This is a genomic window from Enterobacter sp. BIDMC 27 (assembly GCF_000534415.1).
Lineage (GTDB): Bacteria > Pseudomonadota > Gammaproteobacteria > Enterobacterales > Enterobacteriaceae > Enterobacter > Enterobacter hormaechei_C.
Window position 1 is genome coordinate 3,870,484 of the sequence record NZ_KI973178.1, and the last position, 13,994, is coordinate 3,884,477.

Annotated in this window: 12 protein-coding genes; 1 reads left to right on the top strand and 11 read right to left on the bottom strand. The window is 54.6% G+C overall.

From position 1 onward, the window contains the following. Positions 1–14 precede the first annotated feature (14 nt). The 8 genes from wcaE to L463_RS04505 all read right to left on the bottom strand — a co-directional run bounded on the left by wcaE (position 15) and on the right by L463_RS04505 (position 8,382). Positions 15–761, bottom strand: coding sequence for a colanic acid biosynthesis glycosyltransferase WcaE (gene wcaE / locus L463_RS04540; RefSeq protein WP_003863510.1), 747 nt, complete (start codon positions 759–761; stop codon positions 15–17). 16 nt (positions 762–777) lie between these two features. Then, complete coding sequence (wcaD, locus tag L463_RS04535; protein WP_003863508.1) at positions 778–1,998, bottom strand: colanic acid polymerase WcaD; 1,221 nt, start codon at positions 1,996–1,998, stop codon at positions 778–780. Further along, positions 1,973–3,190 (bottom strand): colanic acid biosynthesis glycosyltransferase WcaC, encoded by a 1,218-nt coding sequence (gene wcaC / locus L463_RS04530; RefSeq protein ID WP_032103508.1) that lies wholly within the window; start codon positions 3,188–3,190, stop codon positions 1,973–1,975. Before wcaC ends, wcaD begins: the two co-directional genes overlap by 26 nt. Beyond that, the gene (wcaB, locus tag L463_RS04525) at positions 3,187–3,678 is read right to left on the bottom strand and encodes a colanic acid biosynthesis acetyltransferase WcaB (RefSeq protein ID WP_003863505.1); all 492 of its coding nucleotides are present in this window, start codon (positions 3,676–3,678) and stop codon (positions 3,187–3,189) included. Before wcaB ends, wcaC begins: the two co-directional genes overlap by 4 nt. Beyond that, complete coding sequence (gene wcaA / locus L463_RS04520) at positions 3,678–4,520, bottom strand: colanic acid biosynthesis glycosyltransferase WcaA (RefSeq protein ID WP_017383272.1); 843 nt, start codon at positions 4,518–4,520, stop codon at positions 3,678–3,680. Before wcaA ends, wcaB begins: the two co-directional genes overlap by 1 nt. Before the next feature lie 110 nt (positions 4,521–4,630). Continuing rightward, complete coding sequence (gene wzc, locus L463_RS04515) at positions 4,631–6,793, bottom strand: tyrosine-protein kinase Wzc (RefSeq protein WP_015572374.1); 2,163 nt, start codon at positions 6,791–6,793, stop codon at positions 4,631–4,633. Positions 6,794–6,795: 2 nt separating this feature from the next. Next, positions 6,796–7,239: a low molecular weight protein-tyrosine-phosphatase Wzb gene (gene wzb / locus L463_RS04510; protein ID WP_003862078.1), complete on the bottom strand. Its 444-nt coding sequence runs from the start codon at positions 7,237–7,239 to the stop codon at positions 6,796–6,798. A 6-nt stretch (positions 7,240–7,245) separates the two neighbouring features. Continuing rightward, complete coding sequence (locus tag L463_RS04505) at positions 7,246–8,382, bottom strand: polysaccharide export protein (RefSeq protein ID WP_003862079.1); 1,137 nt, start codon at positions 8,380–8,382, stop codon at positions 7,246–7,248. A gap of 693 nt (positions 8,383–9,075) precedes the next feature. Here L463_RS04505 and L463_RS04500 point away from each other — a divergent pair. Continuing rightward, positions 9,076–10,659 carry a TerC family protein gene (locus L463_RS04500; protein WP_015572372.1) on the top strand — a complete coding sequence of 528 codons (1,584 nt, stop codon included), beginning with the start codon at positions 9,076–9,078 and terminating at the stop codon, positions 10,657–10,659. 90 nt (positions 10,660–10,749) lie between these two features. Here the strand turns inward: L463_RS04500 and asmA are convergent, their stop codons facing one another. The 3 genes from asmA to udk form a co-directional block, all read right to left on the bottom strand. Further along, positions 10,750–12,600, bottom strand: a complete 1,851-nt coding sequence (asmA, locus tag L463_RS04495) for an outer membrane assembly protein AsmA (protein ID WP_032103510.1) — start codon at positions 12,598–12,600, stop codon at positions 10,750–10,752. A gap of 23 nt (positions 12,601–12,623) precedes the next feature. Beyond that, positions 12,624–13,205 (bottom strand): dCTP deaminase, encoded by a 582-nt coding sequence (gene dcd / locus L463_RS04490; RefSeq protein ID WP_006811250.1) that lies wholly within the window; start codon positions 13,203–13,205, stop codon positions 12,624–12,626. Between the two features lie 91 nt (positions 13,206–13,296). Further along, the gene (udk, locus tag L463_RS04485; protein WP_000130320.1) at positions 13,297–13,938 is read right to left on the bottom strand and encodes a uridine kinase; all 642 of its coding nucleotides are present in this window, start codon (positions 13,936–13,938) and stop codon (positions 13,297–13,299) included. Between the last annotated feature and the right edge of the window lie 56 nt (positions 13,939–13,994).

Consider the following 13,994-nt stretch of genomic DNA (forward strand, 5'->3'; position numbering starts at 1 on the left):
CGTTTCCTTATATCTCAGGCTTTGTTATATAAGGCTTTCGCTTTACCCGTCGTTTTCAGACGTAAGAAATAAGATAATTCCGCCCAGAACCCCGGCACGCGTAATATTTTACGCTGCACGTTTTTGGCATCCTGGCACAGTTCCAGATTATTCGAGGTTGACACACCACCCATTGAAAATTCAGATACCAGTCCTTTAATTCGACGGAACGGGTAGCCAGATTTGTACAGGCTGGCCGCCAGGGCATAATCTGATGACACTTTATAGCGCAAATCGTAAGGCTGTTTTTTCAGGCCGCTCATTGGGAAGAAAATAGCCTGATGGCTGGCCGGCAGGCTGTGGTAGATATACCAGCCTGGTTTCGCGCCGCGCAGCACTTTTTTCCCCTCGCCGAAATCAAGCAGCGCATCACCAATAAACATGGCATCTTCTTTCTGGCGCGCCAGCTGACGGGCAAACAGCGCCACATCTTCATGGAACACATCGCCGGAATTGAGGAAGATGGCGTAACGCCCCTGCGCCATGTTGATGCCTTTATTCATGGCATCGTAAATGCCTTTATCTTTCTCGCTGATGTAACGTAAGTTGAACTCACCGTTGAGTTTTTCCAGGAACTCCGCCGTGCCGTCGTTCGAGCCGCCATCGACCACGATCCACTCAAAGGTGAGGCTCGGATCGCGCGCCAGGTTGCGCAGCGAGCGCCAGGTTTTTACCACCCCTTCGTAGTTACGAAAGGCGACAGTAATGACGCTAAGAAACATAAATCACCTCATTTCGTCATACGCTCGTAATATTCAGCGCTTTGCGCAAAATAAACGGACATACAATTAAGAATGCATATTCCGGGCTAAATATTGACCCGGTAAAAAACAACGACACCGGTGTGAACAGATAAAGTTGCACGCGAAAGTTCTGGTTATCACCAAACGCGTTAATCATCATTTTGAAAACTTTAAACAGATACCACAGTGTCAACAGTACGGCGAACCAGGAAAAATAGATAATTAACAGATACAGACCATTGTCTATGGTTTTACCGACATCCGCACCGTTAAAGATTCCGAATGATGCAACATATTCGTAAAGTGAGCCGAATCTTACTACGCCATCAATATGGGTTAAGGAATAACCCACCATCACCAGTGGACCAATGATGCGATAATAGGACGACGAACCTTCCGTTCCCAAATCACCCAGACGTTCAGAAATGTACGGAAACGCAAATATTACGCCCACTAAAAATACCGTCAGAGAGATTATCGCCAGCGGCAGTTTTTTCTTAATCGCCTCTTTGTTCAGGTACTGGAACGCCCACTCCAGCAGGTAAAACAGAATAAACGTCATTACCCCGGAGAACGACCCTGACAGAACGATTCCTGCAAGAATCATAGCATCGGTCTTGGGGGTTTTGATACCGAACTGTTTGATGCTGAGCCAAATTGAGATTAATGCCAGAGCAAAAAACGCCGGTTCAAAATAGAGCGCGGTTGTACGCTTGCCACCAAACTTAATGAAGTTCAGTACATAGCTGTTGCTGTATATAAGATATTTCGAAATTATTTCCATCAGGCTGCTGCCGCCTGTGAGAATAATTTGCGCCATCTCCATTGCCGCAAGCACAACAATCAGCCCGACGACAATATAAAAGAACCTGAGGATTTTCCTATAATTGTGCGGAGAAATAGTTTTAAAGCGAATACTCCACACCATGCCAATAATGATAACGATATAAACAAACAGCATGGTGGAGGTGACATATTTGCTGGCGTCCAGCGACTGACCAAAGATGTAGTTAAACGCCGTCAGACCAAACCCGATGCCCAGCGCAATCATCAGCTTTTTGAGGTTAAGCTTGTCAACGTAAAGCAACAGCAGAACCGGCAGGAAGGTGACGATAGTGATCGGGAAGCTTTCGCCGAGCTGGGCAATCTTGACGTTGACCAGCAGGTAGATCAGCGGCAGCAGCAGATAACTACAGATTCTGATAGAACGAGACATACTCCTCCAGCATCTGTTGTCCACTGTACGCTTTGCGGCTACGGTTGCGGAACGATTCCAGGTCCGTGCCAAAAACAGCCTGCGCGATATCGGCCTTCGACAACTGCACCAGCGGCAGCACCTCATTTTCACTGAAGGTTTTACCGCCGGATTTCTCCAGCACTTCCCGCGCGGCGTCGCTGTGGGTGGCAATCACCGGTACGCCGATGGAGAGCGCTTCGCACAGGATCAGCGGGTAGTTGTCCACGCGGGAGCTGAACACCAGCGCGTCCATACCGTTCAGCGCGCTCATCAGTTTGCGCTTGTCGGTTTCAAACCCGTGGTTCACCACGTTAGCGCCATCAAACGGCGAGAATTTGCCAAAGGTATGCAGCTCAATTTTGTCGCCGAGCGCCATCATGTCGCGCACCAGCTGCTGGTTGGTTTTGCCGTCGTAGCGCAGGTCATGGGCGACGACCGCAATTTTCGGCCTACCGGGGGTAACGGCTACGGGCATCAGTTCGGCCAGGATCGCTTCCGTTGCCACATCAATACCGTTGTTGATGATCTGGCAGCGCCCTGCTCCGTACAGGCTATTAAAAGCGTCCGCCACGTGCTGGCTTGGGGAGATAAAGGTGCAGCCGAGCGAGAGCATATCGCGGAACAGCTGACGCTTACCCTCAACCAGCTGATGCGCGCGATCGACCTTCACCGGCGGGTAGTTGCTGAGCGTAGGGCATTTCTGGCAGTTATCTTTCCAGCCTTCGCAGCCGTCGGTAAAGGCGCAACGTCCGGTCACGCTCCAGTGGTCGTGCAGCGTCCAGACAAATCGGGTATCCGGCTTGTGCGCCTTCACCTTGCCACAAAACGCCACCACCTCCTCCAGATTCAGCCAGTAGCTGTGCAGCACGTGGAAGTGCAGCACAACCGGGCCGCGAGTGCGGGTGACGGTGCGGTAGAGATTATTCAGGTTGCCGAACAGGTCGCGGTTAAACAGGCGGAACAGCGCAATATTGGCGATGGAGGTCAGACGTGGCGTCTGCTTCAGCACCTGCGGATAGTTATCATGGCTGACGCTTTTCTTGCCGCCTTTACCGTAACCGTAAACAAAGCGCGACTGGAGTCCTTTTTGCAGCGCGCGCTGGTGCAGATCCAGCGCTACGCCTGCCGCCCCGCCCTCTGCGAGGCGTACGTTAAATTGCAGAATGTTCATTTAATCACCTTCACGCGGGCTTTCTCGCCCACCACCAGCGCGTTGTCCGGAATGCTGTCCAGCACCACGCTGCCTGCGCCAATTGTCACGTTATTGCCCACGGTAATGTCCCCGATCATCACCACGTTGGCGCCCAGCTCGACGTTATTGCCAATCACCGGGCAGGCCAGGCTGTCTGGCCCGCGGTTGCCGATTGTCACCCCGTGGCGAATGGTGAAATCATCACCCGCGACGACGAACTTGTTGATGACCACCGCATAGCCGTGATGAATGGTAAAGCGGCGGCCAATGGTGGCAGCGGCCTGAATTTCATAGCCAAAAAAGCATTCGGTGATGATGCGGTACAGCACCAGCACCGGCGCGGCCCAGATATTGTTCAGCACATTTTTTTTGCGCCACACCGAGCAAAAGTGCGCAATACGGTAGGCCAGAACCATGCAGCACGGGCGCAGGCTCCAGCTGTTAGCGCGGCAATCTTCCAGAAACATTATTTCCCCCGAAGCCCGTCAGCCAGACGCTTGCCGTTACGTACCGACAGCAGCGTCAGCAGCGTGCGCCAGTTCATGCGCTTATTACGGATCTGATACAGGGTGAAGAGCTGATACTTCCGGCTGGCACGGTCAAACTTGTCCTTGTGCTTGCGGTAAAAATGGAAGTAGCCCGAGAATTTCTTCGGCGACGAGGTGATTTGCATCTCCCCGTGATTGATGTGCAGGATCTGCGTGGCCTCTTCCACCTTCCACGGCTCGCCGTACTCCACCACCATCCGCAGGAAGATGTCGTAATCCTGCGCGGCCTTCAGCTCGGTATCGAACAGGCACTCCTTAAAGCGCCATGCCCAGGTAAACACCTGATTGCCGATAATGTTGCGCTTGTAGAACAGGCGGCGGGAATACGGTGATTTCGGATACAGCGGCAGGCTGGCCGGCTGCGAATAGACCTCGCCCTGGCAGACATAGTCATTGGCATACAGAAACGCGTGGGTCACCAGCTGCGCTTTGTGCGACAGGAAGATTGACAGACGGTTTGGCGTCCATTCGTCATCGTCGTCGATACCGGTCAGATACTGCCCTTTCGCCTGCATAATCGCCTGGTTGCGCACCGCACACGCCCCGGAGTTGATGGCGTTGTGGGTGTACACCACGCGCGGGTCGTTCAGGTCTTCAACAAACTTTTGCAGTTGTTCGTAAGAGGAGGAACAGTCATCCACGATAATCAGTTCCCAGTTATCGTAATCCTGACGCAGGACCGATTTAATCGCGCGGATCGCCAGCTGCTGACGATTCCATGTCGGCATATAGATAGAAATCAAAGGGCGTTGTGTGGTCATGGTCTTCCCCTTATCCCTCACCCCGACCCTCTCCCGGAGGGAGAGGGAGAAAAGCTGCACCATGCAGTCCTCTCTCCCCCCTGGGGAGAGGGTTAGGATGAGGGGGATTATTATTTACTGTCAGACTTGTATTCGTACTCGTAGTAGCCGTAATCCTGATACCCGGTCGCGCGGCGGAAGATGGAGTTCAGAATGACCCCCTTAACCTCAATACCGTTCTGCTCAAAGCGGCTCAGGCTGGTTTCCACTTCCTTCAGGGTGTTCACCGCATAGCGTGCAACCATCAGCGTGGTGCCCGCATGACGCCCTACCACGGCAGCGTCGGTGACCGCCAGAATTGGTGGGGTATCGATCAGCACCAGGTCATAATTTTTGCTCGCCCACTCAATCAGCTGCGTGAAGCGCTCGCTCATCAGCAGTTCAGACGGGTTCGGCGGCACCTGGCCACGCGGGATCAGGTCAAATTTCGGAATCGACGTCGGCTTGGCGCTCTCGCTGATTTCCCCTTTACCGAGCAGGATTTCCGACAGACCGTTAACGTTGTTGGTGCCCAGCAGCTCGTGGGTGTAGCCCTTACGCATATCGCAGTCGATCAACAGCACGCGCTTGTTGGTCTGGCTCACCACCGCCGCCAGGTTGGCGCAGACGAAGGTTTTACCGATTGACGGGCTGACACCGGTCATCATCAGGACGTTGTTTTTGGCCTGCATCATGGCGAAATGGAGGCTGGTACGCAGGCTGCGCACCGCTTCAATCGCCAGGTCGGTCGGGTTACCCACGGCCAGCAGCTGGCTCTGCTTGTAGCGCTTGACGCCCTTAACGGTTTTGACGCTGTCACGGGACTTCTGCCACTCGGAGAGCGGGATGCTGGCGTACACGCTGATCCCGTTCTCTTCCAGCACCTGCGGGCTTTCGATACCGCGGTTAAACAGCGAGCGCAGCAGCACGCCGACGATGGAAAGCATCAGGCCGAGAATAATGCTGCCGAGAATAATCAGCGCTTTCTTCGGCTTCAGCACGCCCGGCTGGGTAATCGCCGGGTCAACGATACGCACGTCGCCGACGGTGCTGGCTTCGGTGATTTTCAGCTCCTGCTGTTTGTTCAGCAGCTGCATGTAAACCTGCTGGCCGGATTCCACATCACGCGTCAGGCGTACAATTTCCTGCTGCGTCTTCGGCATCGCGGTCACGCGGTCATTCAGCTTCGCCTTCTCTTCTTCCAGGGTACGACGTTTCTCCAGCAGCGTGCGGTACGCCGGGTGACGTTTGGTATAGAGCTTGGAAATCTCCGCCTCTTTGAAGGTCAGCTCGTTCAGCTGCGCATCAATATTCACCATGGAGTCGAGAACCGATTTCGCCTCCAGCGGCAGATCGACGGAATCCTTGTCCTGACGGTACGCGTTCAGCTTGTTCTCAGCGTCATCCAGACGGGCGCGCACCTCCGGCAGCTGTTTACTGAGAAACGCCAGGCTTTTTGCAGCTTCCGCTGACTTACGCTCAACGTTCTGCTCCAGATAGTTGCGGGTGATGCTATTGAGGATGTCGCGAATTTGATCCTTGTCTTCACCGGTGAATGTCATGCTCAGGACGCCGGTGTCCTTGCCGTTTTCGGTGACGGTCAGGTTGTTTTGCAGGTTGTTGATCATCCCGAGCGTCGAGAATTTGGTGACCGTAAACTCCCCGCCCTCATGCGCCTGAATTGCGCTGACCTTGATGCTGACGCCCTCTTTGGTCAGCATCTGCCCCACCTCACCGCGTGCGCTGAAGCCCGCGTCGCTGGTCAGCTGATACTGTTTTGGTCCCAGCACGGTCAGGGTAAAGGTTTGGTCCCCTGCCCCTTTTGGGATCACGAAGTCAGTCACTTTTACCGTATCGTTACTGCGCCCCATCAGGCGATCCCAGCCTGCGCCAAACACCGGGAAGGTATTTTTGGTGACCGCGATATCAAGCCCCAGATCGTGAACCGTTTTGCCCAGTACCAGGCGCGACTGAATCAGCTGAATTTCGGCTTCCGATGCCGGCGGCTTGTTGGCCAGCGCCGAGCCGATATCCTGAACCAGCGAGTTTCCGGTATTTTGTTCGATCTGCACCAGCGCGTCGGCGCTGTAAATAGGCGTCGCGAACAGCGTATAAACGATCGCCGCCACGGCAAAGATGGCGGTAATACCCAGCACCCACCATTTCGCTTCAATAACGGTCCCGACCAGGCGACCGATATCGATTTCATCACTGCCCGACGTCGGGGCGGCAGAAGGTCTTGTTTTTTCTGTCATTGTTATCCCTGCTGAGCTTTCAGTGCCTGCGCCCACTGACGGGCAGACTGGTCTAGTAAGGTGTATACCGCCTCAAAGGCCTCGCGGCTCTTGCGATACGGATCGGGAATTTCGCGCTCACCATCCCAGTGACCAAACAGCATCACCTTGCCGCGCATCTCCGGTGCGATATCGCACAGCGCGTGAATGTGGCGTTTTTCCATCGCGAGGATCAGGTCATATTCCCGGCACATCCGGCCAGAGACCTGACGGGCAACGTGCCCGTCGAGTGAGAGGTTATGCTCAAGGGCAACGCTTGCGGCACGTTCGTCGGCACCTTTTCCGACCAGCGCGCCCAGCCCTGCGGAGTCGACCGTTAACGCAGGCTGGTAATTTTTCAACAGCCTTTCAGCCGTGGGGGAGCGGCAAATGTTCCCCACGCACACCACCAGAATTTTGTTAAACATCGCGGCTTACCAGTTATGAACGTCGCTCGCCGTATCCGTCATGTAGCGAACGCCACTGATGGTAGGCAGCAACTGGTTGATCAGACGGTTCCAGCGGGCAACCGGCGCGGTGGTGACATAGACCACATCGTACGGCTGGAGACGGAACGACGTTGCCATGACCAGCGACGTCGCGTCGGACATATCCAGCTGGTAGATGTTGGCAATCTTGCCCTTCGCGTTCTCGCCTTTGATAGGACGGATCACGAAGATACCGCTGGCGTTGGAGGCGGTCAGATCGATGCCTTCCGCATTGCCCAGCGCTTCGGTCAGGGTCATACCGCTGAAGTCCATCTTGAGGGTGCTCTGTTTCTTCACTTCACCCATCACGAACACTTTCAGATCGTCGTTGCGCGGCACGTACAGAATGTCGCCCGGATAAAGGAGGCGGTTCTGGGTCAGGTCGCCGTTTTGCATCAGCGCCTGAAGCGAAATGCGCTGCTCTTTGCCGTTGTGGGTCAGCACCACGTTGCGCCAGTCAGCGCCGTCGGTTAAGCCGCCTGCGGCATTGATCGCATCGAGAACGGTGAGCGGGACGTTGGTGATCGCCTGCTGGCCGGATTTATTGACCTGGCCAGAGATATAGGCTTTCTGGGATCGGAACGCGGCGATATTAACGTCCACCTGCGGGTCAGCAATGTACTGCGCCAGGCGGCCGGTAATATCACTACGGATCTCAGCAAGCGTTTTGCCCGCGACGTGCACTTTGCCAATGTAGGGATAGAACATGGTGCCATCGGACTGTACCCAGTTACCGGTGTCGCTTGAGCTGCGGTACTGGCCCGCAGGCGTGGTCAGTTCAGGGTGATCCCAGACGGTCACATTAATGACGTCACCCGGACCCACGCGATACTGGTAAGAGGCAATTTCCTGGTCCAGAGACATATTTGGCTGAGCAACATTTGGACGTGGGCGTAATTGTTCCACCAGACGTGGGGTTAATGGATACACATTCACCATTTTGTCGAGATCAAAATCAGCATCCTGCTGTTTAATCACATCCTTGCCCATTGTCGACATATTGCTGCCGGGAAAGACCGTGCAACCACTCATCAAGGTCACAGACACCAATAATGGCATCAATTTCATTTTGGATTTCATCATTGATTATTTATCACTTTGGCAGAGTAATTATCCTGTGCAATTAAAATAAGCGCGGGTCGTGGTGACAATCAGAATGCAGTTAATCATTTAGCAATATAACTGGCATCAGTCCTAAAAAAAGCTTATTCATCCATTGGCTATTGACAGAATAATTGAGGCTGATTCACACGCTTTCAGGCACGCTACCGCCCTTGGCTTTCAGTTACCAATCCACTGACTAAACAATGCGTTATGGTTAGACACCCTCTTGGATAAGGCCTTTTGCGAAATATATCAAACGCCTCACAGGGGCGATTGATAATGTATAACCTTCACCAAAGACCGAAACAAAAATAGCAACAAGGAGATTTAACATTTGATGCTGGAAGAATTGTTGCAGCTAACCTAATAGCAGGCAAGGAGACAACCGTCCTAATATTCGTTTTTAAGATTAATATTAAGAGCAAAGTTTTAAGGTTTTCGGATTTTCTTTATATTGACAAAATAGATCGCCGGACCATTTATTGCGATATTTCCTAAATATCGACTTGTGTAATTAAATCTTCGCAATTAACTTATTTACACCGCCCGGCAAATGGGGTTTACCAGAGTGTAGCATTAAGAGAAATCTCACCCCGGCATTGCAATTTCCGTCGGCTTTATCCATGATCGAAGTGTGACATTAGTCATATAACAGAAGGTATTGCATTTATTATGGAATGGATTGCCGATCCATCAATCTGGGCCGGGCTGGTGACGCTGGTCGTCATCGAATTAGTGCTCGGCATTGATAACCTGGTGTTTATCGCCATCCTTGCCGATAAATTACCCCCTTCACAACGCGACCGCGCCCGCGTGACGGGTCTTCTGCTCGCCATGGTGATGCGTCTGCTGTTACTGGCCTCAATCTCCTGGCTGGTGACGCTGACCAAACCCTTATTCAGCGTGCAGGGTCTGAGCTTTAGCGCCCGCGACCTGATCATGCTTTTCGGCGGATTGTTCCTGCTGTTCAAAGCCACGGTTGAGCTTAATGAGCGGCTGGAAGGAAAAGACAGTGAAAACCCCACCCAGCGACGCGGTGCAAAATTCTGGCCGGTGGTCGCGCAGATAGTGGTGCTGGATGCCGTCTTTTCTCTCGACTCCGTGATCACGGCCGTCGGGATGGTTGACCATCTGGCGGTGATGATGGCCGCCGTGATCATCGCCATCACCCTGATGGTGCTCGCCAGCAAAGCCCTGACGCGCTTTGTGAACAGTCACCCGACTATCGTCATCCTCTGTCTGAGCTTCCTGCTGATGATTGGCTTTAGCCTGGTGGCGGATGGTTTTGGCTTCCATATCCCGAAAGGGTATCTGTACGCCGCCATTGGTTTCTCGGTGCTGATTGAGTTTCTCAACCAGCTAGCCATTTTCAACCGTCGCCGTTTTCTCTCCGCGAACCAGACATTACGACAGCGCACCGCAGATACGGTGATGCGCCTGCTGAGCGGCAAAAAAGAGGATGCCGAGCTGGATGCTGAATCCGCGGCGATGCTTGCCGACCACAGCGACGGGCAGATCTTCAACCCGCAGGAACGCCGGATGATAGAGCGCGTGCTTAACCTCAACCAGCGCTCGGTGAGCAGTATCATGACCTCCCGCCATGACATTGAGCATATTGACCTGACGGCGCCGGAAGAGCAGATCCGCGCCCTGCTGGATAAAAACCAGCACACCCGCGTGGTCGTGACCGGCGGTGAAGAGGAAGAAGAGCTGCTGGGCGTGGTACACGTGATTGACCTCCTGCAACAGCAGCTCCATGGCGAGCCGCTCAACCTGCGGGCGCTGGTGCGCCAGCCGCTGGTCTTCCCGGAAGCGCTGCCGCTGCTCTCCGCGCTGGAGCAGTTCCGCAACGCTCGTACCCACTTCGCGTTTGTCGTTGATGAGTTTGGTTCTGTGGAAGGGCTGGTAACGCTCAGCGACGTGATGGAAACCATCGCCGGTAATCTGCCTAATGAGGTGGATGAGATCGATGCGCGTCACGATATTCAGAAAAACGCCGACGGCAGCTGGACCGCCAACGGCCATATGCCGCTCGAAGATCTGGTGCAGTTCGTTCCGCTTCCGCTGGATGAGAAGCGCGAATACCACACCATCGCCGGTTTGCTGATGGAATATCTGCAACGTATTCCGCAGCCGGGCGAAGAGGTCCAGGTGGGGGATTACATGATCAAAACCTTGCAGGTAGAGAGCCATCGCGTGCAGAAGGTGCAGCTGATACCGCTGCGCGGTGAAGATGAGATGGATTTTGAGGTGTAAAAAAGCCGGGTGGCGCTTCGCTTACCCGGCCTACGGTGTCTGGCTTTTATAGGCCGGGTAAGACAAAGCCGCCACCCGGCACAACAGGCATCACAGCTTATCGAGCAGCTTTTTCACGTCCTTACCTGACTGAGACTCTTTATTGCGGTCCGCCCAGTCATTCAGCCGACGTTTCGCTTCATCCTGAAGGTGCTTCCGCAGGATCTGATCGACCTGCAAACTGTAATTCAACTCCTGCCATTTTCCGTACACGCGCAGCGGTATCGGCGTCTCTTTCAGGAACTCCACAAGCTGGCCTTCGCCTTCCCAGCCAGCCTTCACGCGGACGTTGAAGCGGGTGTCTGCCGTCTCTTTCACCAGATCCAGCGCGCCGGTTCCGGTCAGCGCCAGCAGTGACGAAGTCCCCTGCATGTCGTCCAGCGAGAGCTGACCGTTGTCGAGGGCAAGCTCGCTGGTAAAGCTGTCCAGACGGGTTGCGCTGTCGTAGTTTTCATTCGCTTTCACGCTGCTGCTGCGCTCTACCGCCTGCTGCACCAGCTGCTGGAAGTTCAGCCCTTCCATGCGCGAATCTTTCAGCTCAACGTGCGCCTGCCCCTGCCAGCTACGACGGAAAGCGTCCGCATCAATCTTCGTACCAGAGAAATCCCCTGCCAGCGACAGCTGCCCCGTGAGGGCAATCGGGTAATTAAAGGCTTTCAGGATGGTGCCAATCTCAACGTTTTCCAGACGCGGCTGGAACGCGGCGCTGGCAACGTCTTTGCGTACATCCAGCGAGCCCGGCAGGGAGAGGTTCCCTGCTCCCATTTTTCCGCTGAGCTCGGAGATGACCAGCAGGCCGTTGTGGTTGAACATCTGGCTGCTGACGTCAGTAAAATCAATCCCACGCCAGCGCACGCTGTTCGCTTTCAGCAGAATGTCGGCGGTAAATCCGCGCAGGCCGTTGTAGTCAGGCTGATCGAGATTTGAGGAGATCACCGGACGCGACTGCGTGACCTGGCTTTGCCCCACCTGTGTGGCTCCCTCATCGGTCGCGTTCACCGATTGGGGCGGAAGCAGGTTCTCGAGGTTCAGCTTGTCGAATTGCAGATCCAGCACCCACTTAGGTTTCTCATCAAGCGTGACGCTCGCCTGCCCCTTCAGGGCACTGTCGTTGGCCTGGAGGTTGAGCGCGTTCAGTTCGAGCTGTTTGCGCTCTTCATGCCACACCGCCTGCATCGTGCCCTGGCCGGCAATCCCCTTCGCGGGTAAATCCGCGCCGGTCAGCTGCCAGTTAAGCTGCTGAACGTCCGCCGTCAGCTGGTGCGGATAATCAGAGGCGTTCACGTTCGCGTTCATCGACAGGTTGAGATCGCGCTGATTGCGGTTGATCCGCCCGGAGAACTCCATGGTGGCGTGATGGTTGGCGTCCTGCTCCATCCTGAGGTTGATATTGCGTACGGTGATCTGTTCGTCATCTTCATGCTGGAAAACCAGCACGCTGTCGGCAACTTTCAGATTACCAATATCGAACGACCAGCCGGTGTCAGACGGGACGTCAGGCAAGGTGTTTTCACGCGGTGCGACCGGAGCATCCGCCTGACGAACGGCTTCGGTTTGCGGCGTAAGCTGAATCACCGCCCCTTTCAGCATCACCTGTTCTACCTGGAGCTGATGGGATAACAGCGGGATGAGCGCGACATCAAGACGCATGTTATCCGCCGTGACCAGCGGCTGCGCGGCACCCGGCGCGGTGAGGGACATACGTCCGGAGAGAATGCTGAGCTGAGGCCAGACGTGCCAGCGCAGCGGCCCGTCCAGCTTGAGTTCATACCCGCTGCGCGCTTCCACCTGCCGCACCATGTAGGCCCGGAAGTCATTCGGGTTAACCAGCAGCACCAACGCTGAAAGGCCAGCCACCAGCACCACCAGCAAAATCATCAGCGTTGTCAGAACTCTTCTCATGGCTTCCTCAGTGAACTCACAGATCAGTCTTTATCGATACGACTGGCAACCGCACCCTGCTGGTCGCGATATTTTGCGTCCTGACGGCGGTTATAAGGACGGTCTGCCGGGCCGGTTAGCGGTTCAAAGCTCAACGCACCAATCATCATTCCCGGGCGAAGCGCCAGCGGCAGTTTACCGGCGTTAAAGAACTCCAGCACGATACGGCCAGACCAGCCCGGATCGATACGGTGCGCGGTGACGTGCACCATCAGGCCCAGACGCGCCAGGGAAGAGCGTCCGTCAAGCCAGCCGACCAGGTCCGCAGGCAGCGTGACCGATTCAAAGGTCACCGCCAGCGCCAGTTCGCCAGGATGGAGATAAAACGCCTCTCCTTCTTCGATGACGATTTCGTCGCTCATGACGCGATCCAGCGCCGCACTGACTTCGTCTTTCGGCCCGCTGAGGTCGATAAACGGTGCCGTGTGGCCGCTGAAGGTGCGGAATTTATTCCCCAGACGCACATCGACGGTCACGCCGTTAATACGCTCAACCGGCGGACGCGGGGTGATAGACAGGCGGCCTTCATCCAGCCAGGCTTCTATATCGCGGTCACAAAGACGCATGGCACTTTCTCCTTTCGTGCATCGCGCCCTGAAGCCTTACGGCGTCAGGGCAAAACCAGGTTATCTCTGAACGGTACACAATTCACACGGCTTATTCAAAAAACTGACTGATTTTCGCTTTTAAGATATCAATGGCAATACGGTTTTTACCGCCGCGAGGCACGATAATATCGGCGTATTGTTTCGAAGGTTCAATAAATTGCAGGAACATCGGGCGAACGGTTTTCTGATATTGCGCCATCACGGAGTCCATGGAGCGGCCGCGTTCGTTAACGTCGCGTTTAATACGCCGCATCAGGCAGATATCCAGCGGAGTGTCGACGAAAATCGAGAAGTTCATAGATTCGCGCAGACGGGCGTCGGTGAGCAGCAAAATCCCTTCAAGGATAATCACCTTCTTGGGCTCGATACGGATCGTTTCCTGGGTGCGGGTATGTTCCACGTAGCTGTAGACGGGCAGCTCAATCGCCTCGCCGCGCTTCAGCGCTTCCAGATGCTGGAACAGCAGGCTGTGATCCATCGCACTGGGGTGGTCGTAGTTGGTTTTTACGCGCTCTTCCATCGAAAGATGGGATTGATCTTTGTAATAGCTATCTTCGGGAATCACACCGATATGCTCATCACCCACTTGTTCACGCAGTTCGCGATAAAGCGTACTGGCAATAAGACTTTTACCTGAAGCCGATGCGCCGGCGATGCCTATGATGACGCACTGATGAGACTTATCAGTCATAAATTTAGCGACCTGATTAACCTGGATGTAAGGAAGGACGACGCCGGAGCGTCAAA

Bases quoted from the DNA above. Each gene is read 5' to 3' on its own strand.
- wcaE (WP_003863510.1), bottom strand. From the start codon at position 761: ATGTTTCTTAGCGTCATTACTGTCGCCTTTCGTAACTACGAAGGGGTG.
- wcaD (WP_003863508.1), bottom strand. From the start codon at position 1,998: ATGTCTCGTTCTATCAGAATCTGTAGTTATCTGCTGCTGCCGCTGATC.
- wcaC (WP_032103508.1), bottom strand. From the start codon at position 3,190: ATGAACATTCTGCAATTTAACGTACGCCTCGCAGAGGGCGGGGCGGCA.
- wcaB (WP_003863505.1), bottom strand. From the start codon at position 3,678: ATGTTTCTGGAAGATTGCCGCGCTAACAGCTGGAGCCTGCGCCCGTGC.
- wcaA (WP_017383272.1), bottom strand. From the start codon at position 4,520: ATGACCACACAACGCCCTTTGATTTCTATCTATATGCCGACATGGAAT.
- wzc (WP_015572374.1), bottom strand. From the start codon at position 6,793: ATGACAGAAAAAACAAGACCTTCTGCCGCCCCGACGTCGGGCAGTGAT.
- wzb (WP_003862078.1), bottom strand. From the start codon at position 7,239: ATGTTTAACAAAATTCTGGTGGTGTGCGTGGGGAACATTTGCCGCTCC.
- L463_RS04505 (WP_003862079.1), bottom strand. From the start codon at position 8,382: ATGATGAAATCCAAAATGAAATTGATGCCATTATTGGTGTCTGTGACC.
- L463_RS04500 (WP_015572372.1), top strand. From the start codon at position 9,076: ATGGAATGGATTGCCGATCCATCAATCTGGGCCGGGCTGGTGACGCTG.
- asmA (WP_032103510.1), bottom strand. From the start codon at position 12,600: ATGAGAAGAGTTCTGACAACGCTGATGATTTTGCTGGTGGTGCTGGTG.
- dcd (WP_006811250.1), bottom strand. From the start codon at position 13,205: ATGCGTCTTTGTGACCGCGATATAGAAGCCTGGCTGGATGAAGGCCGC.
- udk (WP_000130320.1), bottom strand. From the start codon at position 13,938: ATGACTGATAAGTCTCATCAGTGCGTCATCATAGGCATCGCCGGCGCA.